Genomic DNA, 17277 nt, shown 5'->3' with positions numbered 1-17277 from the left:
ATGGCGAAGACTCCTATCACCCAAGCCCGCGACGTCGACGCGGAACTTGTGCTGCAACTGAACAAGTTCGGCAGCGCCGCCGACCTTCGGAGCCAACAGGCCAAGTTGACCGGCGCTGCGCGAGAAATACGCAAGCTGACTGGTGGCGGTACCGACCTGTTCGGGAAGCTGGGTGGCTACTTGAGCTTCGAACAAAAGCAGCTCCTACAAGACGCTGCGCGTTTGCTCGACTCGGTGAACAAGCAGATCGAGCATGCGAAGGAAAAGCGTGATCGCGACGAGAAACAAGCCAAGAAACGGCGTGAGCTGCGTGGGCGCCTGGCCAAGCAACTGGTCGCCTCGAACTACCCGCTTCCGGCAAACACGCTCGAAGAGCGGCTGGAAATACTGCAGATCGCGCTGATCTACAACCGGGCCAAGGTGTTCGATCCCCTGTACTCCACCCGAGAACTCCACTCAAGACTGAAAGGTTGGCTGGAGCGCCCCAAGAGGGACATCGGTTGGCGCAGTGAGGCCGAGTATTTCGCCAGTTGGGTAGGATGTCTGCGCAGTGAATTCATTCAAAGCCTGACCGACGAAATCGCCTACGACGATGGCAGTGAAGTCGAGGAGCGTCTGCGCGTCATCAAGCAGAAGGTCGCTGACTGCACCGCTCAAATCGCTCTGACCAGCGAGGAGCAGGAAACCCTTCGGCTCTGGAAAGACGCTCTGCAATCGGCTCCGGAGGGCTCCATATGAACCTCCAGAACCGCAACAACCTCCTCCTGAGCTTGATCGCCGAGACCCAGTTCGACGCCTACGTGCAAGGCTACATGGCCAAAGCAGGCGCTGCCGCCGGTGCTTCCGAGAATCTGCAAATCGAGGCTGAAGGTGCTGCGATGTTGCAGGGTCTGGTCGCTCCCGTTCGCGATCAGCAGCGTGCCTGTGGACAGTCCCTGCAGAACGCCCTGCTCCAAATCGCCCACGACCTACTGTTGCAGACGAAGTCGCAACTGGCCATCGCGGCCAATGCCAGCTCGATCCACGTGGTCCAGCGGGACATGAACAGGGCCATCTGGAATATCGCGACTGCCATCGATCACCTGGCCGAGTTCTCCCAACCCTCGCAGGACACTGTGAGGGTCATCGAGCGGCTGATGCTCTTCGTCGGCAGCTCACCAAGCACTGAAGGCCAGCAACTGGCCGCCGAGGCAAGTGCGGTGCTCGGCATGAGCGTGGGGGGCCTGGCATGAAACCTATGATTCAGGCCCACCTGGTCGAGCGCGATCAGTTCGGCTTCTGGACCCATCCGAACTATCCGGACCTGGCCGACAACTGCTCTTCCAACGAAGCGCAGGAAACGCTGCGCCGGCTTGGCCTTGAGTTGCAGACCGTCTTCATGGAGTCGGATGCGCCTCGCCTCTACGACTCTGCACGATCGGACCAACGATACAGCGAGTGGATCCCAACGCGGCCCGAAGGCTCCGGTTGGTTCGTGCTGTCTATCCACGATACCGAGAACGGCCCGGTGTGCCAGTACGTGAGGCCCCTCGCAGAGAGCCTCAGCCCAATCGATCTTGATGCGGCAGCAGAACAGCATGAGCGCCTGCTCAGCGAGGCTTGTGCCAAGGCCTTGAATCAGCGCGACGCCGCCCTGGCAAGGGTCGCCTCGCTTGAGTCCAAGCTGGCGGAACTGGAGAAGCAGGAGAAGCAGGAGAAGCAGGAGCCGGTAGCCTATCGAATTGAGGCCAGGGATGAACGCGGCATCGTTCGCCGCGATTATCTGTCGCGCACGCCATTGCTCAAGCCCTGCCCGCTCTGCGGCAGCACGAACATTCGTATGCTGGAACCCGAGCAGTTTGACTCTGGTGCCTGGAACTGTGCCATTGAATGCCTGGACTGCCAGGTTTACATCGGGCCGTCCTACTGCGAGCCAGACACAGTAACAGCGAGGTATTCAGCACAGGTCGACTGGAACAGGCGCCCAAGCGCAAAAAACCACGCGGACGAGCGTGAGCAGTTCTTGATGGCCAACCTGCTCGCCGCCCTGGAGGTCGCACTGGGCGACGTAGCAGCCCTGGCTATTGTCGACCGGGTAAGGCAGGTCGCAGACCGAATTTACCCCACCTCGAGCCTATCCCCTGTTCCCCAAGCATGGCTCGATGTCCAAGCCGAGCGCCGCCGGCAGATCGAGGCCGAAGGCTGGACGCCAGAGCACGACGACGAGCACAGCCACGGCCAGATGGCCCGAGCCGCCGCCTGCTACGCCCTGGCCGGATCCAGCGCTCCGAACGATGGAACCGCCGCCCTGCTGGTGTCGCTGGCATGGCCTTGGGATGAGCAGTGGTGGAAGCCAACCACCGTGCGACGAGATCTGGTCAAGGCCTGCGCCCTGGCGCTGGCTGAGATCGAGCGCCTGGACCGCACCGCGCCCGTGCAGGGCTCAACCTGCTGCAAGGGGGACGCGTAATGGACAAGCAAAAAGTCCTCGCCAAGGTCGAGAAGCTGATGGCCCTGGCGAATGCCAAGGGGGCCACGCCGAACGAGGCGGAAACCGCATTGCGCCAAGCCGCGATCCTGAAGCGCCAGTTCGACCTCAGCGAAGCGGAGATCTCGGCCCACACGGTGGAAACCGCGTGCGTACCCACACGTACCAGGCGCTCTCCAGCACCGTGGCTGCATGACCTGGCCGGGATCTGCGCCAGTTCCTTCGGCTGCGACTACCTGGCTGCTTACGCGATGCCAGCGGGCTGGACGTTCAAGTTCATGGGTCGTGGGATCGGCCCTGAACTCGCCGCTCATGCCTACTCCTCGCTCCACCACCAACTGGTGGCGGCGCGCTCGGCTCATGTCGCCCAACAGAAGCGCTGCAAGCTGTCGACCAAGCGCCGTCGCAGCAAGCTCTTCGTCGAAGGCTGGCTTCTCGCAGTGCGTTCGCTGGTACGTGACTTTGCCGGCAGGCCGGACGAGTCGACTCAAGCAGCCATCAAGGCCTACCTCGAACTACACCATCCGGCGTTGAAGTACCTGGAGCCAGCAGCGCTTACGAAGGTCCTTGCCTATGACCAGGCCTCGCTGCAAGCAGGCTGGGAGCACGGCAAAAACACTCGCCTGCACCGCGGCGTCAGCCGGCGAGTTCATGGCGCGCTCGAGCAGGGAGGTTCCCGATGACTCGCTCTGCTCTCTCGACCCTCGCCTACGAGGCCCTGGTGCGCGCCCGCCGCAAATTCAGCAACCGAGAGGAGCGCTGCATCCGCGAAACCTGGACCGCCGAACAGGAACTGGTGCTGCTGCGCCTGTATCCGGATATGCCGAACGAGGTCCTGGCAGCCAGGTTGAACAAAACGCTCCAGCAGATCTGCTCCAAAGCGTATCGGCTCGGGCTGAAAAAAAGCCCCGAGTTCTCCAAGAAGATCCGGCAGGACTGGGGCAGCGCAACTCGGTTCAAGAAGGGGCAAAAGCCCCACACATGGCTCCCAGTCGGCAGCACGCGGATCAGCGCTGATGGCTACCTGCAACGAAAGATCTCGGATACCGGCTATCCCCCCCGGGACTGGAAGGGCATCCACATCCTGCTCTGGGAAGAACACTTCGGCCCCATCCCAACCGGCCATTGCGTCTGCTTCAAGGACAACAACAAGCAGAACGTCGTCATCGACAACCTGGAGCTCATCACCCGGGCCGAACGCATGCGCCGCAACTCCATCCATCGCTATCCACCTGAGCTGAAGAGCGCAATCCGCGTCATCAGCAAGCTCAAGCGCACCATTCAGGAGGTCGAGCATGAAGAACAAGATTGAGGATCTGCGAAATCACCTCTTTGCCACCATCGAAGGGCTGCTTGACGAAGACAAGCCCCTGGATATCGAACGCGCGAAAGCGGTGGCTCATGTGGGTTCGGTGATCATCGAGTCCGCCAAGGTGGAAGTGAAAGCGCTGGAGATCATCGGCTCCCCGGACGGCAGCGGAAGCACGTTTCTGCAGATCGGCCGGGAGGACTCGAAGTGAGTGTTCTGGAACTTACGCCGCCGCACTCCGTCGAGGCGGAGCAAGGGGTACTCGGCGGCCTGATGCTGGACAACGCGGCATGGGACATTGTCGGCGATCAGTTGCAGAAGGAGGACTTCTTCCGGCATGAGCATCGGCTGATCTTCACCGCCATCAGCGAGTTGGCCGCAAAAGATGCTCCGTTTGATGTCGTGACTGTGTCGGAAGCGATCGAAGACCTTCCAGAAGCTGGCGGGCTGGCCTACCTCGGCCAGCTCGCCGACAACACGCCCTCCGTGGCCAATATCGAGGCTTACGCGCAGATCGTTCGCGATCGGGCGCACCTGCGGCAGTTGATGTCTCTCGGGCACCACTGCACCAGGACCGCCTCGAACCACCAGGCAAATCCCTCTGAGGTTCAGGAGGAGATTGAGCAGAAGCTGTTCGCCCTCGGCCAGGACCACCACAACGCCGATTTCGTCGATATCAACAAGAGCCTCACGAAGATCGTCGACACCATCGATTACCGCTTCAACAACAACGTGACGGTAACGGGGGTCCCGACAGGCCTGAAGGATCTCGACGAACTCACCGGCGGACTACAGAAATCGGATCTCATCATCGTCGGTGCCCGCCCCTCGATGGGCAAGACGTCGTTTGCCCTCAACCTGATCGACGCGGCGCTGCAGAGCGACCAACAGAAGTCTGTTCAGGTTTACAGCATGGAAATGCCGGCAGAGCAGTTGCTGTTCAGGCTTACCGCCCTGTTCGGCCACCTGGACCTGGGCAAGCTGATGAAGGGCCAACTGCAGGAGGAGGATTGGCCCAGGCTGTCTCTCGCGATCCAGCGCATAAACGACTATGGCAGCCGGCTGGTTATCAACGACCAGAGCAACCTGACGCCGACAGAGCTGCGCGCCAAGGTTCGCCGCGCAGCCAGGAAGTACGGTCACCCCGTACTGATCCTGGTCGACTACCTGCAGCTGATGCGCTGCCCAGGCCTGGAAAACCGAGCCACCGAGATCTCGGAAATCTCCCGCTCGCTGAAAGCACTGGCCAAGGAAATGGATTGCCCCGTCGTGGCCCTGTCCCAGCTCAATCGCGGCTTGGAAAACCGGCCGAACAAGCGGCCGAACAGCGCGGACCTGCGCGAGAGCGGCGCAATCGAGCAGGACGCGGACGTGATCATGTTCGTGTACCGCGACGAGGTCTACCACCCCAACACCGAGGCCAAGGGCATCGCCGAAATCATCATCGGCAAGTACCGCAACGGCCCTATCGGCACCGTTCACACCGCCTTCATCGCCAACCAGACCCGCTTCGCCGACCTTGCACCAACTTGGCAGGGAGCTCTTGCGTGAGCCCCTTCATTGAACTTCCGATCTCTCGCCGGCGGGAGCCGGCAAGGAGTCTAGTCATGCGTGACCAGCAGCCCGCTAACAATCCCCCCTCGATAGCGAGCGCCGAATGGATACAAGCCTTGCAGAACTTTTGCCACCGCGGACGGGTGTATGACGGGTCCGCCGCCAATGCCTGGCTATTGGATGCCTGCCTACTTGTTCCCAGTGCTGCCCTCATCCACGGTGTCATCGAGTACGTTCTTAACAGCCGTGAAGACATTCCATACGGAGGGCTACGCCCAAGCTGGGTAGCTCAGCGGCTCGAGCAGGAGGGATTGATTAGTCACCGGTGCGGGGCAGTCTTGCACTGGCAGGAGCACGGCTATCGCTTTTCCACGGTGGTCAGGATCGACCCCGAACAGATTTGGCCCGATAAGCGCTCGAGACCCGAAGCATTCGTTACCGGACCACTAGATAGCCAGGAGCTTGGGGTAATTGAAATCCTGGCGCATCCGAACGCCAGACGTCGTAGTCCGTCCCCGGTGCGCCTGGCAGCACTGGTTCGATCTTCGCTAGCCATACCTGCTGAGCCTCTTCATCCCATTGCAAATCCGCCAGCTCTTCATGCAGTGCTAGCCACCTATCCCGAATTGGCATCTCCCGAATGGTTTCCAGTGGCCAGGAGTAGCAACGCATGAGCGCATACTCAATGGCATCCATGCCCCATAGCCTCCAGCCTTTGTCACGTGCCAGTGAGTTACCAAGGGTACACAGCACAAAGACTTGGCTTATCCATTGCGCTCTGGCCATCGTCATAGGCAATCCGTCCCCCTTTTGTGAGTCAGGAACGCATGCCTGGATCTGGATAAGCATCTCGTCGTATCCAAAGCGGTATTCGTTCTTCATGCCGGACCTCCTGTGGTCTGGGTGGGTTTGTTTGGCGACGCCAACCTTACCACCGGATGCGTCCGGCTCCCTTTCGCGCCTGTGGCCACAGGCTGCACGACGCCCTGCCGTCCCTGCCCTCCCCTCCGATCTCTCGCCGGCGGGAGCCGGCAAGGAGTCTAGTCATGCGTGACCAGCAACCTGCTACCAATCCTCCCCAGCCTTGCGCCCAGAGTCCAAGTCCAGACTGGCTCCAAGACCTGTCCCATGCACTGATCGAGTCACTCATGGCCGAGCCCAGTGGTTTTCATGGCGAAGCACAGGCAGAGGCCTTCCTGCGAGCTCATTTGGCACGGCTCCCCCACTACGAACGACTGGGGCTGTCGAAGGCTAATCTCGTTCCCCTGATGCAAGATATCTTCAGGCAACTGCAGCACACCTTTTCTTTCCTGGGTATCGATGCGACCTGGCTCAGGCAGCGCCAGCTCGAGCGACAAGTCGCTCAGACGAATGCTTACTCTGTCTTGAAGGCACTGCAAAGCGCCGTCGCACAGTTGCGGACCCACGAAGGGCCGAGCCCCGTACTCTGGTTAACGGGGCTCGACCGGACGACCCGGCCGTTCGTTCGGGCTTCGGCATTAGAGGGAGCCCTACGCCAAGCACTTACCGACAAAGGCTGGACGACCTCGCAGATCGAGGACGCCTGGCCAAGCGCAGGCCTGCAACCTTACCTACAGGCCCTTGGCCTGTGCCGGCAGACGCTCGCCTTCGCGCTTGACGACCCCAGCCAAGCCCTGGACCTGCCAACCCAGCGTGCAGCCATCCTGGCCGCTCATGACGAACTCATCATTGAGCTGAGGGGGCGGCCTCTCTGGGAGAGCTGGAACAGTCCGCCAGCAGACTACGAATGGGGTGAGAGAGCGACCGTTCCAATGACCTCTAGCTCGTCCACGGATACTACTGGGCAAACGCTTCCCGCCACACCTCGAGGTCGTCCTTCCTACTATCTATGGGAACTGGTCCCCACACCTGTCTCTCATCGCGCCACACCCGACGCGCCTCTTCCGGGACATGAAGCGGCTCCAGCTCATCGCAAATGGCTAGCCATTTATGAGCAGGAGACAGCGCCTGCACCTGCGGCGGCGTCCAGGAGTAGCGTCTTATGAGCGCGAAATCGATCGCGACGACCTCACCCAGGGGCCAACTGTACTTCTCTGCAAGTGCAGTGCCCAAGACGTTGAGCAAATACTGCTGCTGGAGCACCACTACATCTTCAGTGGCCAGCGGCTGGTCCTTTTCCAAACCATTGTCCTTCCTATATCGCTCGATTAGGCGGGTGAGTATGCGCTCGTACGCCTTTACACCCTGCGACATCCCCTCTTTGCCTGCGTTCATGCCGGACCTCCTGTGGTCTGTCTGGTTTTGGTTCGCACCGCCGACCTTACCACCGGATGCGTCCGGCTCCCTTTTAGCAGCGACCGTCACGCCTTCAGCGCTACCGGTCCTGCAACCTCATTTTTCATCTCATCTTCAACTGCCAGTTGCTGGCCCACGCCGGCAAGGAGCCCATGCATGAACACTTCCCAGCACCTGGTCACCCACCAGTGCATGAATTGTGGCCGGCACCACCCACACCACTTGGTGCGCCAGGTTCTCCCCGCCGAGAACACCCCAGAAGGAGAAGCCGAGGTGTTGGTCTGCCCCTGCTGCGGGAGCTACGACGTCCATCAGTTGGAGGCTGTCTTTGATGAACACTGAAGCCCGCTTTCCGAGTATCCACGCCTCGGCCGCGTTCACCGACTCGGCAGTGGTTCATGCCAATCACGTTGGGGTCAACCCCATCGAGCTGGACGCCCTCAGCCAAGTGATCTCGCGCCTTTCGCGGGACGAGAGCACGGTCGCACCCAGTTCGATGGAGCGAGAGCTTCGTGAGCTGGAGGAACTGGGGTACATCGAAATCTCGACCACCCAGGCCGGGACTCTGGTGGTCACTACGCGCGCTCCGGGGCAATTGCTTTCGGCTTACTTCTGGTCGGTATGGATCCCGCGACACCTGTTCAGTTGCTCGCTGAAAGTGAGCCTGGTGCCGTACCTCTGCTGCGGCACTCAGGACTCCCAGCACCTCACCGCCGTGTTCCGCATTGCAGGCAGCAAGGACGCCGCGCGCGAGTTCCTGCATCAGTTGGCCAACAACTATCCCGGGCATGAGCCGGAGTTGCCCGAACTGGTGGCCGTTCAGGTCGGTGATGCACTCAGCAAGGAGGCCGAATCATGAAGGCGTCCCAGACCTATCAGTGCATCGTCAAGTTCGATGGCGCCGGCTTCTGGACCAATACCATTCAGAAGCAGCGTGCGACCTGCACCTGGAGCGACAAGGTTGCAGCCTCCCGCCTTGCCGAACGGCTGTTCGGCGAGGACAACGCCTACATCACCCGTATGCCGGCACAGGCAGGCGACCACGAAAAGCGCATCGAGAGCCGCTGGGAACTGTCCTGTAGAAATCCCAAGGAGGTAGCGCACGATGCCTGACGTCACCGCTTACCGGCCGGCTGAGGACGAGCTCGCTCAACTGCGCACAGAGGTCCGCATGCTGCGTTCCGCGCATGACGACCTGGCCTGCAGCCGACAGAGCGATCGTCGCAGCCTTCAGGCACTGGTGAGGCGCCTCCTGGATGCCGCCGCCACCGACAGCCTTCCCCGCTCCCTGGCAGAGATGGAGACCTGGCTGCAGCTCAACAGCGAGGAGACCACGAATGCGTAGTTTCCTTCGCGGCGCCCGGGAAAGCGTTCGCCGGCTGGTGGCCTTCGCTCAAGCAGAAGGCTGGAGCGTCGACCGCTCCGCAGGCGGCCACTTGAAGCTCAGCAAGATCGGCTGCGCCTCGATCTTCATTTCTTCCACGCCAAGCGACGCACGCGGCGAGCTCAATGCCCGCGCCCTGCTCCGTCGAGCCGACAGGCAGCGTTCCCTGAACCAGGAGTCTTTCTGATGCCTATCAAACACGCCATCGTCCACCTGATCGAGAAGAAGCCCGACGGCACCCCGGCCATGCTCCACGCACGCGACGCCGAGCTGGGCGACTCCCAGGCCATCGAGAACCTGCTGGCCGACCTCAACGAAAGCTACAACGCCAAGAACAAGGCCTGGGGCTTCTTCCAGGGCGAGTCCGGGGCCTACCCGTTCAGCGGCTGGCTCGGCGATTACCTGGAGGGCGACCGCGACTTCGTCGGCTTCAGCCGCGAAGCGGTCGAGCACCTGCAGAAGCTGATGGAGGAGTCCAATCTCTCCACCGGCGGCCACATCCTGTTCGCCCACTATCAGCAAGGCATGACCGATTACCTGGCGATCGCCCTGCTGCACCACAGCGAAGGTGTGGCGGTGAACGAGTCGCTGGAGGTCACCCCGTCGCGCCACCTGGACCTCGCCCAGTTGCACCTGGCCGCGCGGATCAATATTTCCGAATGGCGCAACAACAAGCAGTCGAAGCAGTACATCTCGTTCATCAAGGGCAAGGGCGGGAAGAAGGTCTCCGACTATTTCCGCGACTTCATCGGCTGCCAGGAAGGGGTGGATTCGCCGAGCGAGACGCGCACCCTGCTGAAAGCCTTCAGCGATTTCGTGGAAAGCGAGGACATGGCCGAGGAACAGGCCCGCGAGAAGACCGAGACGCTGGTCGACTACGCCACCTCGCAGGCGCGCATCGGCGAGCCGATGACCCTCGACGCGCTCTCGGAACTGATGGACGACCAGCAACCGCGGGCGTTCTACGACTACATCCGTAACAAGGACTACGGCCTGTCGCCGGAAATCCCGGCGGACAAGCGCACCCTCAACCAGTTCCGCCGCTTCACCGGCCGCGCCGAGGGCCTGTCGATCAGCTTCGAGGCGCACCTGCTGGGCTCCAGGATCGAGTACGACGAGGAGCGCGACACGCTGCGGATCAGCAGTCTCCCCACTCAGCTTCGCGACCAGCTCAAGCGCCGCAAGGCGGAGCAGGAGAGCACGTCATGAAAGGGGTTCGTCGCCCAATCCTGCGCTACCACGGAGGCAAGTGGAAACTTGCTCCCTGGATCATCCAGCACCTGGCGCCACATCACACTTACGTCGAGCCCTTCGGCGGCGCAGCCTCCGTCCTGCTCCGGAAAGCCCGCAGCTACGCCGAGATCTATAACGACCTCGACGGGGACGTGGTGAACCTGTTCCGCGTCGCGCGGGATCACGGTGAGGAACTGCGCCAGGCCCTGGCGCTTACCCCGTTTGCCCGGGAAGAGTTCGAAGCCAGCTACGTCGAAACAACCGATCCGCTCGAGCGCGCGCGGCGGATGGTTATCCGAAGCTTGCAAGGTTTCGGTACCGCAGCTGCGTCCGGCGAACGTACAGGGTTCCGCTCAACCTCGACCAGATCCGGTACCGGACCTGCACTGGACTGGCGCAACTACCCCGACACGCTGACCGCGATAACAGAACGCCTGCAGGGCGTGGTGATCGAGAACCGCGACGCCCTCGCGCTGATGGAGTATCACGACCGGCCGAATACGCTGCACTACGTGGACCCGCCCTACGTCCACTCGACCCGCAGCACGAAGGTGCGCCACAACGCCACCGGCAAGTCGTACCGGTACGAAATGGACGACAACCAGCACAAGGAGCTGGCGGCACTCCTCAAACGGCTGCGCGGCATGGTGGTGCTCTCCGGATATCCCTGCCCCCTCTACGACGAGCTCTACATCACCTGGCACAGAGTCGACCGCCACGCCTATGCAGACGGCTCCAGAGAGCGAATCGAATGCCTCTGGCTCAACAGCGCAGCGCTTGAGGGGTTGGCACAACTGGACTTCTTCCAGGCCAGTAATGCGTCTCCATCGCCCTCATTCCAGACCACGGCCGCTCATTACTGAGCGATCTGCAGGAGAACAACATGAAGAACGTTACTTCGATCAGCCGCAAACACGCAGAAGACAAGTTTGTTGTACGCATGCCGCAAGGGCTCCGCGATCAGCTCAAGCAAAAGGCCGCGCATAACCACCGCTCGGCCAACAGCGAGATCGTCTACCGACTGGAGCGCAGCAACGAGCTCGAGGAAGAACTCGCGCGAGCAAACCGAATGGTCGACGAGCTCCTCGCCAAAAATCAGCGCCTGCAGGCAGAGCTGGCGGCGGCGAACGCGCCTCAGGTGGCGGAGGCATGAGTATGGCCAAGATCAACCCGCAAGATCTGAAAGACCGGCTACTTGCCCCTGGTTTTACCGCGCCGCCCAAGGTTCTGGAGCAGCTGTCGGACCCAGTCAGCGACACGCCCATGGTCCTGACGCTCGACCAGGTCCTCCCCTGGCACGATAACCCCCGGACCACTCGAAACCCGAAATACGATGAGTTGAAAGAATCGATCCGGCATCGAGGCCTCGATACGCCGCCACCAGTGACTCGACGCCCTGGGGAAGACAAATACCGCATTCGCAACGGCGGAAACACTCGCCTGGAAATTCTCAACGAGCTCTACAAAGAGACCGGCGACGAGCGTTACTTCCGCTTCAACTGCCTATTCCGCCCCTGGGATCAGCAGCGCGGCGAAATCATCGCGCTCACCGGTCACCTGGCCGAAAACGATTTGAAGGGCGACCTCAAGTTCATCGAGCGGGCCGTCGGCATTCAGAAAGCGAAGGCCTTGTATGAGAAGGAGAAAGGCGAACCCGTCGGCATCCGCGAGCTGTCACGGAAGCTCACCGATGACGGCTATCCTGTTTCACACTCACACATCAGCAGAATGCTGGATGCCGTTGAGATACTGCTTCCAGCCATCCCTGTGATGCTGTATTCAGGGCTCGGTAAACCGCAAATCGAAAAACTCCTGTCACTCAGAAAGTCGGCATCCTCCTGCTGGGCACGTCTATACGCCGGTGAAGGGATTGACTTTGAAATGCTGTTCCAGGACACGCTGGCAATCTTCGACAGTAGCCCTGACGAGTTCATATTCGACCGCTTCCAGGACGAGCTCATCGATCAGATGAAGCGGCCCCTGGGCCTGCGTTATGACCAGATCCTGCTCGAGATCACCAACGGCCAGCAGGAACAGCGCCGGGGCACTCTGGTCGACCTGCCCGCACCTGCCTTACCACCTGAAATCCCACCAGTAGGGCAGGAAAGTCCTGCCGCGTCGACTACTGGACAAGCACAATCACAGAGCCCCGCTGCCGGCCTCCAAACGTCCAAGACCAATAGCCTCCCGGGTAATCCCTCTACCCCGCCAACTCCGCCGCTACCTGTACAACAGCAGCAACTGACCGATGAGGAGCGTGCAGCGCTCTTGGCAGGCCATATCGTGAGTCCGGTATCGACCAAGATCCAGCAGACTCGCCAACGTCTGGCCGCTCTCGAGGGTGAACATCTACCTGTCTTCGAAGAAACAGCTCTTCACGCAATCCCGGTGCAAGTCGGCGGCCTGCACCCGATTACCGACCTCTGGTACATCGAGCGGTCGATCGATACCTCCGAAATCCTGCGACAGCACATCGCTGATCTGGCTGAAGAAATCGCTCTGCACGTCGGCGCCCCAGGCGAGATCGTCAGGATCCAGGGCGGTGTGGGTTACACGTATCGCGAGCCCAATGAAGACCCTGAGATTACTGATTCAGCGCTGCACCTCATGACGCTGCTTCAAGCGCTCAGCGGCCAGGTCCAAGTCGTCCTGAACTCACACGACCAGCAGACCTGCCGCGACGCCCTGGGCGAGTTTCAATTCTCAGCTGGCCTCGCTCAGTTGCTGCTGGGCCAACCCACCACAGGCGATCAGCCATCCAGCCAGGCAGGCCGTCTCAATGACGAAGCCCTGGTGAAACTGTTCCGGATAATTCGTCTTGCCCGACGCCTGGTTGACCTTGAGCTGCCGCCGGCCGCCTCCGAGCAAGCAGCTACCGACCAGTGATTTCGCACGATTTGGGGAGGGATCGACATGTCGAAGTCGTTGATCAATGAAGCGGTCCTGACGCAGGTGATCAACCACCTGCGCAACGGCCAGCTCAGGCGTTGTGCCGAGATGGGACTGCGGCCGGAGATCCTGGCCCAGCTCCAACAGCCCGCCGTCATGAGCATCCTGACCAATACCCCGGTTTCTTGGGTAGACGTCAGAGTGAACATCGACGTCATGGAGAAAATCCTGGCCACAGCCGAGCGCAGCGCGCAGGAAGAGCTGCAGATCGAACGCGCACTGAAGCTGGGAGCCACCACAACGATGATTCAGAGCTTTTTCGGTCTGTCGCCGGAGGACACCGCCACCAAGCGCTTGATCTTGGAGATCCACCCGCGCCGCGGTCGCTGGCGGCAACTTGACGAACAGACCGAACGCCAGATTTGGTTCCGCTGGGAGCACCTGATGCAAGAAAACCAGGTCCGCCTTGAGGACAGCATGGAGTTGCTGGACATCGCGATGATCCTCACCGAGGAAGTCAACGCCGGAGTCGAACAAGACAGTCCAGAGTTCATCAGCCTCGCCATCGTTTGGTCTCTCATCCAGAGCTGGTTGAAAGACAGCCTCTACCAACCAAACAGGAAAGAACAGGCCAAGCCCGCCACCCTTTACCTGGCCAACGTCAGCGCTCACCTCCCCTCGCCTACGGCTCACCCGCCACAGAGCCCCCGCTTGGAGATTGAGTCTGCGCAGCAGCAACTCCTCAACCTGGTTCAGTCCGAAGGCGATACGACACCATGACAATGAGGCTGTCGCGCTTTCCCATTTCGACTCTGCTGGACTCGGCCTCGGGACATCTCGAGGCCCACTTGTTTAAGAAGCGGCTTGATGCCGAGAGCGGCGAACCGCTGGCTCAACAATATTCCGGCATCATTTTCAGCGGTAACCCGCATGAAACCGTTCCTCGGCGCCTGCTGCTGGATAAACGCCTCACCCCGCTGGAGCGGAACTGCTGGCAAGTGTTCCGCTTGCTCATCAACGACGACGGGCTGACCGCGTTCCCTACATACGAGCAACTACGCCCTTATCTCGGCATGCAGCCGGGTAAGATCGCCTCGCGCGAAACCATCGCCAAGGCACTCAAGGTCCTTCGGTTGACACGCTGGCTCAGTCTCGGCCGTCGCCTGCGCAACGACCTCAACGGGCAAGTACAGGGCAACGTCTACATCCTCCACGACGAACCGGTATCCCCGGCAGAAGCCCTGGAGCTGGACCCCGACTACATGCAGTTGCTGAGCCAGTCCACCGGCGACAGCAACCGAGCCATACGCGAAATCGGCCAGGTCACATGGCGGGAGTTCAGGGATGACCCGGACGTTGGTCGCCGCCTCCCAACCCATCTGGAGAAGCTCGAGGGACGCTTGAACCACCAGCAATGGGCTATTGATAGTCAGCTCGAAGCGGATCCAGCGGCAGAGTTCGGCATCCGAACTCTGCCCGATCTACCTCATTCAACCCCGAGTTCGGATGCCGAACTCAGTGAAATCAGCGGCAAGCAATGCGCTTTACCGCTGAGTTCGGATGCCGAACCCAGACAGAATCCGCCGAGTACGCCCTTGGTTCGGATGCCGAACTCATATAGTACGTATACATACAAACAAGATTCAGTATGTAAAAAGCCAGTACAACCGCGAACACGCGAGAAAGCACATCCGAACTGGCAGGGCCTCTTGCACGCACTGGAGGCCGAGCAACGGATCCAGGCGGTAAGCGCGCTCCGACGAGTGTCCGAGGATCTTCGGCTACCCATCATCGAGCAGTGGCAGCACCGATGTGCCGGCGGAACCGTCGGTAATCCGTTCGGCTACCTCATGACGCTCATCCAGCGTGCAGTCCAGGGAAAGTTCAACGCTTCTTGGGCTCCGGAAGAACCGGCTGAGCGAACCATCCCAGCAGCGGAACGCCCCATTCGTGCTCCAGCACCATCAAACCCCACAACGCTTGAACAGCCCCAAGTTCAACTGCGGGGTGATACCCGGACAGGGAGCGAGGTACTCAGCCGGCTCAAGGACCTCATTCGGCCCAGGCACGGATCGAGCGTGCCATCCGAGCGGGGTGATGAGCCATGAGAAAGTCTCGGTCGGGCGTCGTGTTTTTTGGTGATGCGGCCCGCATCACTCTGCCAGGTCCTGACCTCGGCACCGGTGGCGAACTGGGTGTTTCCAGTGGAAACACTCTGCCAAGGATCGACCTCGGCGCCGCCGGCGAATTGGGTGGCTCCACTGGAACCACTTCACTAGGAACCAACCTCGGCGCCGGCGGCGAGCTGGGTGTTGCCACTGGCAACACTCCGCCAGGACCAGGCCTCGGCGCCGTCGACGAGCTGGGTGGTGCCACTGGCACCACTTCACCAGGATCCGGCCTCGGCGCCGGCGGCGAGTTGGGTGGTGCCACTGGCACCACTTCACCAGGATCCAGCCTCGGCGCCGTCGACGAGCTGGGTGGTGCCACTGGCACCACTTCACCAGGATCCGGCCTCGGCGCCGGCGGCGAGTTGGGTGGTGCCACTGGCACCACTTCACCAGGATCCAGCCTCGGCGCCGTCGACGAGCTGGGTGGTGCCACTGGCACCACTTCACCAGGATCCGGCCTCGGCGCCGGCGGCGAGTTGGGTGGTGCCACTGGCACCACTTCACCAGGATCCAGCCTCGGCGCCGTCGACGAGCTGGGTGGTGCCACTGGCACCACTTCACCAGGATCCGGCCTCGGCGCCGTCGACGAGCTGGGTGGTGCCACTGGCACCACTTCACCAGGATCCGGCCTCGGCGCCGGCGGCGAGCTGGGTGGTGCCACTGGCACCACTTCACCAGGATCCGGCCTCGGCGCCGCCGACAAGCTGGGTGATTCCACTGGAATCACCCCACCAGGGACCGACCCCAGCGCCGGCGGCGAGCTGGGTGATTCGGCCCGAACCACTTCACCAGGGATCGACCTCGGCGCCGCCGGCAAGCTGGGTGTTGCGGCCCGCAACACTCTGCCAGGTCCTGGCCTCGGCGCCGAGGGCTATCAACTTCTCCCTCCCAATAGGAACCGAAAAGATGTGCGACTCAATCGTGTATGCCCCTATGGACGAACTCGAATTCGAGCGGCTGCTAGGGCTGGCAACCCTATTCAACGACAACGATGAATGGCCTATCGACTTTACGGAGCTGCAGGAACTGAGCGAGCTGCTCGGCAAGCTCAAAAGTTGCGTCGACGTAGCGATAGACAACGCCCCTGAGGCGGCCAAGAGCTGAAGGAAGCCAACCTCCATGAGCCGCAAGCGGGATGATGATGAACCCGCACTGCCAGCGGAAATACCCCAGCTGCGAACTATGTATTTCCTACTGCGCGCTCCTACCCCGATCAGCACGATGTGGCCGTACCCTTCCCTATAAAGGAACACTGCACCATGGCTGAAACCCATCGGCTTCAGATCGGCTCTCTCCGCAGCGATGTCGCCCTGACGCTTCACACCTATCACGCCGCCCGCATCTGGACCGGCCGGCAGAAGTCGGATGCCAAGCACAGCATCCTCGGCCTCTCCGGCTTCTGCGCATACGTGAATCGCATGCACCGCGGGGCAGCACAGGACGATCCGTACTCCGACTGGTGGCTGGTTCAGATCGAAGAGAAAGTCGAGAGCTGCCAAGCCGCGCTCAAGGCCATCGACCAGCGCCTGGATGACGTCATGGCCAAGCTGCCAGCGACCCTCGATATCTCCGAGAACTTGTCCGTCACACCGGTCAAGGTCCCGTTGTTCATCTCCAACCCTCTCGGCTTCAAGGCGGTCTATCTCTTGACCAACTATGACGAGCTCGCTCGCCGAATCCTGCTGGCCCAGCACGTCGGGCTGGTCGGTCGCCGCGACATGGAGGTCTGGCTCGACGAAGGCGCGTCGGTGCTGCGCAGCCTTTTTGGTCTGGCCCAGAGCTACCAGTTCTCGGGCGCCACTCGCGACGACTTCGCCGCGAACAACGCTCGCGCCGAAGCCGCGCGGAAGATGTACGAGAAGTTCGGCGAGATCCCGCAGGACATCCTGGAGGGTACCCGACGCTCGAACTTCGCTCCGCCGATCACTCGGGGCCGCTCTGACGGTGATGCCGATGATGACGCTGACCGTGTCGAGCTCGAGGACTGATCGGA

At 61.3% G+C, this 17277-nt stretch carries 21 protein-coding genes and 1 pseudogene; 20 read left to right on the top strand and 2 right to left on the bottom strand.

What is annotated here, in order from left to right:
- The 7 genes and pseudogenes from VQ065_RS09660 to dnaB all read left to right on the top strand — a co-directional run bounded on the left by VQ065_RS09660 (nucleotide 1) and on the right by dnaB (nucleotide 5327).
- Nucleotides 1-738: a hypothetical protein gene (locus VQ065_RS09660; RefSeq protein WP_012076836.1), complete on the top strand. Its 738-nt coding sequence runs from the start codon at nucleotides 1-3 to the stop codon at nucleotides 736-738.
- A complete protein-coding gene (locus VQ065_RS09655) occupies nucleotides 735-1232 on the top strand; it encodes a hypothetical protein (RefSeq protein WP_012076837.1) in 498 nt (165 codons plus the stop codon). Before VQ065_RS09660 ends, VQ065_RS09655 begins: the two co-directional genes overlap by 4 nt.
- 5 nt (nucleotides 1233-1237) lie before the next feature.
- A pseudogene (locus tag VQ065_RS31975) lies at nucleotides 1238-1984 on the top strand (hypothetical protein); the annotation flags it as partial.
- Between the two features lie 464 nt (nucleotides 1985-2448).
- A complete protein-coding gene (locus VQ065_RS09645) occupies nucleotides 2449-3150 on the top strand; it encodes a DUF2786 domain-containing protein (RefSeq protein WP_023082032.1) in 702 nt (233 codons plus the stop codon).
- Nucleotides 3147-3779 carry an HNH endonuclease signature motif containing protein gene (locus tag VQ065_RS09640; protein WP_023082033.1) on the top strand — a complete coding sequence of 211 codons (633 nt, stop codon included), beginning with the start codon at nucleotides 3147-3149 and terminating at the stop codon, nucleotides 3777-3779. Before VQ065_RS09645 ends, VQ065_RS09640 begins: the two co-directional genes overlap by 4 nt.
- The gene (locus VQ065_RS09635) at nucleotides 3763-3987 is read left to right on the top strand and encodes a hypothetical protein (protein ID WP_012076841.1); all 225 of its coding nucleotides are present in this window, start codon (nucleotides 3763-3765) and stop codon (nucleotides 3985-3987) included. The genes VQ065_RS09640 and VQ065_RS09635 overlap by 17 nt, the downstream gene beginning before the upstream one ends.
- The gene (gene dnaB, locus VQ065_RS09630) at nucleotides 3984-5327 is read left to right on the top strand and encodes a replicative DNA helicase (RefSeq protein ID WP_012076842.1); all 1344 of its coding nucleotides are present in this window, start codon (nucleotides 3984-3986) and stop codon (nucleotides 5325-5327) included. The genes VQ065_RS09635 and dnaB overlap by 4 nt, the downstream gene beginning before the upstream one ends.
- Before the next feature lie 438 nt (nucleotides 5328-5765).
- On the opposite strand, the gene VQ065_RS09625 is transcribed toward dnaB, so the two are convergent.
- Together VQ065_RS09625 and VQ065_RS09620 are read right to left on the bottom strand one after the other, a co-directional pair.
- Nucleotides 5766-6212 (bottom strand): hypothetical protein, encoded by a 447-nt coding sequence (locus VQ065_RS09625; RefSeq protein ID WP_021263367.1) that lies wholly within the window; start codon nucleotides 6210-6212, stop codon nucleotides 5766-5768.
- Nucleotides 6213-7148: 936 nt separating this feature from the next.
- Nucleotides 7149-7586: a hypothetical protein gene (locus VQ065_RS09620; RefSeq protein WP_010792221.1), complete on the bottom strand. Its 438-nt coding sequence runs from the start codon at nucleotides 7584-7586 to the stop codon at nucleotides 7149-7151.
- Nucleotides 7587-7763: 177 nt separating this feature from the next.
- Between VQ065_RS09620 and VQ065_RS09615 the strand changes: the two genes are divergently transcribed.
- The 13 genes from VQ065_RS09615 (at nucleotide 7764) to VQ065_RS09555 (ending at nucleotide 17272) form a co-directional block, all read left to right on the top strand.
- A complete protein-coding gene (locus VQ065_RS09615) occupies nucleotides 7764-7949 on the top strand; it encodes a hypothetical protein (RefSeq protein WP_010792222.1) in 186 nt (61 codons plus the stop codon).
- Nucleotides 7939-8466 carry a hypothetical protein gene (locus VQ065_RS09610; protein ID WP_003120967.1) on the top strand — a complete coding sequence of 176 codons (528 nt, stop codon included), beginning with the start codon at nucleotides 7939-7941 and terminating at the stop codon, nucleotides 8464-8466. The genes VQ065_RS09615 and VQ065_RS09610 overlap by 11 nt, the downstream gene beginning before the upstream one ends.
- The gene (locus VQ065_RS09605) at nucleotides 8463-8720 is read left to right on the top strand and encodes a hypothetical protein (protein ID WP_004352848.1); all 258 of its coding nucleotides are present in this window, start codon (nucleotides 8463-8465) and stop codon (nucleotides 8718-8720) included. The genes VQ065_RS09610 and VQ065_RS09605 overlap by 4 nt, the downstream gene beginning before the upstream one ends.
- The gene (locus tag VQ065_RS09600; protein ID WP_010792223.1) at nucleotides 8713-8952 is read left to right on the top strand and encodes a hypothetical protein; all 240 of its coding nucleotides are present in this window, start codon (nucleotides 8713-8715) and stop codon (nucleotides 8950-8952) included. Before VQ065_RS09605 ends, VQ065_RS09600 begins: the two co-directional genes overlap by 8 nt.
- Nucleotides 8945-9178, top strand: a complete 234-nt coding sequence (locus tag VQ065_RS09595) for a hypothetical protein (RefSeq protein WP_003103841.1) — start codon at nucleotides 8945-8947, stop codon at nucleotides 9176-9178. The genes VQ065_RS09600 and VQ065_RS09595 overlap by 8 nt, the downstream gene beginning before the upstream one ends.
- A complete protein-coding gene (yejK, locus tag VQ065_RS09590) occupies nucleotides 9178-10200 on the top strand; it encodes a nucleoid-associated protein YejK (protein WP_012076845.1) in 1023 nt (340 codons plus the stop codon). Before VQ065_RS09595 ends, yejK begins: the two co-directional genes overlap by 1 nt.
- Nucleotides 10197-11087 (top strand): DNA adenine methylase, encoded by an 891-nt coding sequence (locus VQ065_RS09585; RefSeq protein WP_012076846.1) that lies wholly within the window; start codon nucleotides 10197-10199, stop codon nucleotides 11085-11087. The genes yejK and VQ065_RS09585 overlap by 4 nt, the downstream gene beginning before the upstream one ends.
- Before the next feature lie 20 nt (nucleotides 11088-11107).
- Nucleotides 11108-11377 (top strand): ICE element conjugation transcription factor TprA, encoded by a 270-nt coding sequence (gene tprA / locus VQ065_RS09580; protein ID WP_012076847.1) that lies wholly within the window; start codon nucleotides 11108-11110, stop codon nucleotides 11375-11377.
- Nucleotides 11374-13110, top strand: coding sequence for a ParB family protein (locus VQ065_RS09575; RefSeq protein WP_340080391.1), 1737 nt, complete (start codon nucleotides 11374-11376; stop codon nucleotides 13108-13110). The genes tprA and VQ065_RS09575 overlap by 4 nt, the downstream gene beginning before the upstream one ends.
- 27 nt (nucleotides 13111-13137) lie before the next feature.
- On the top strand, nucleotides 13138-13893 hold the full coding sequence (locus tag VQ065_RS09570) for a DUF2857 domain-containing protein (RefSeq protein ID WP_003125263.1): 756 nt from the start codon (nucleotides 13138-13140) through the stop codon (nucleotides 13891-13893).
- A 2-nt stretch (nucleotides 13894-13895) separates the two neighbouring features.
- Nucleotides 13896-15221 carry an STY4528 family pathogenicity island replication protein gene (locus tag VQ065_RS09565; RefSeq protein WP_071534719.1) on the top strand — a complete coding sequence of 442 codons (1326 nt, stop codon included), beginning with the start codon at nucleotides 13896-13898 and terminating at the stop codon, nucleotides 15219-15221.
- A 996-nt stretch (nucleotides 15222-16217) separates the two neighbouring features.
- Nucleotides 16218-16388, top strand: a complete 171-nt coding sequence (locus VQ065_RS09560) for a hypothetical protein (RefSeq protein WP_024100016.1) — start codon at nucleotides 16218-16220, stop codon at nucleotides 16386-16388.
- A gap of 155 nt (nucleotides 16389-16543) precedes the next feature.
- Nucleotides 16544-17272 carry a PFL_4669 family integrating conjugative element protein gene (locus VQ065_RS09555; RefSeq protein WP_023082037.1) on the top strand — a complete coding sequence of 243 codons (729 nt, stop codon included), beginning with the start codon at nucleotides 16544-16546 and terminating at the stop codon, nucleotides 17270-17272.
- The last annotated feature ends 5 nt before the right edge of the window (nucleotides 17273-17277 follow it).

The organism is Pseudomonas sp. KBN10P06128, assembly GCF_037574945.1.
In the GTDB taxonomy this organism is placed as follows: Bacteria; Pseudomonadota; Gammaproteobacteria; order Pseudomonadales; family Pseudomonadaceae; genus Pseudomonas; species Pseudomonas aeruginosa.
Note: the sequence above shows the minus strand (reverse complement) of the source record. Positions and strands in the feature narration are given on the sequence as shown.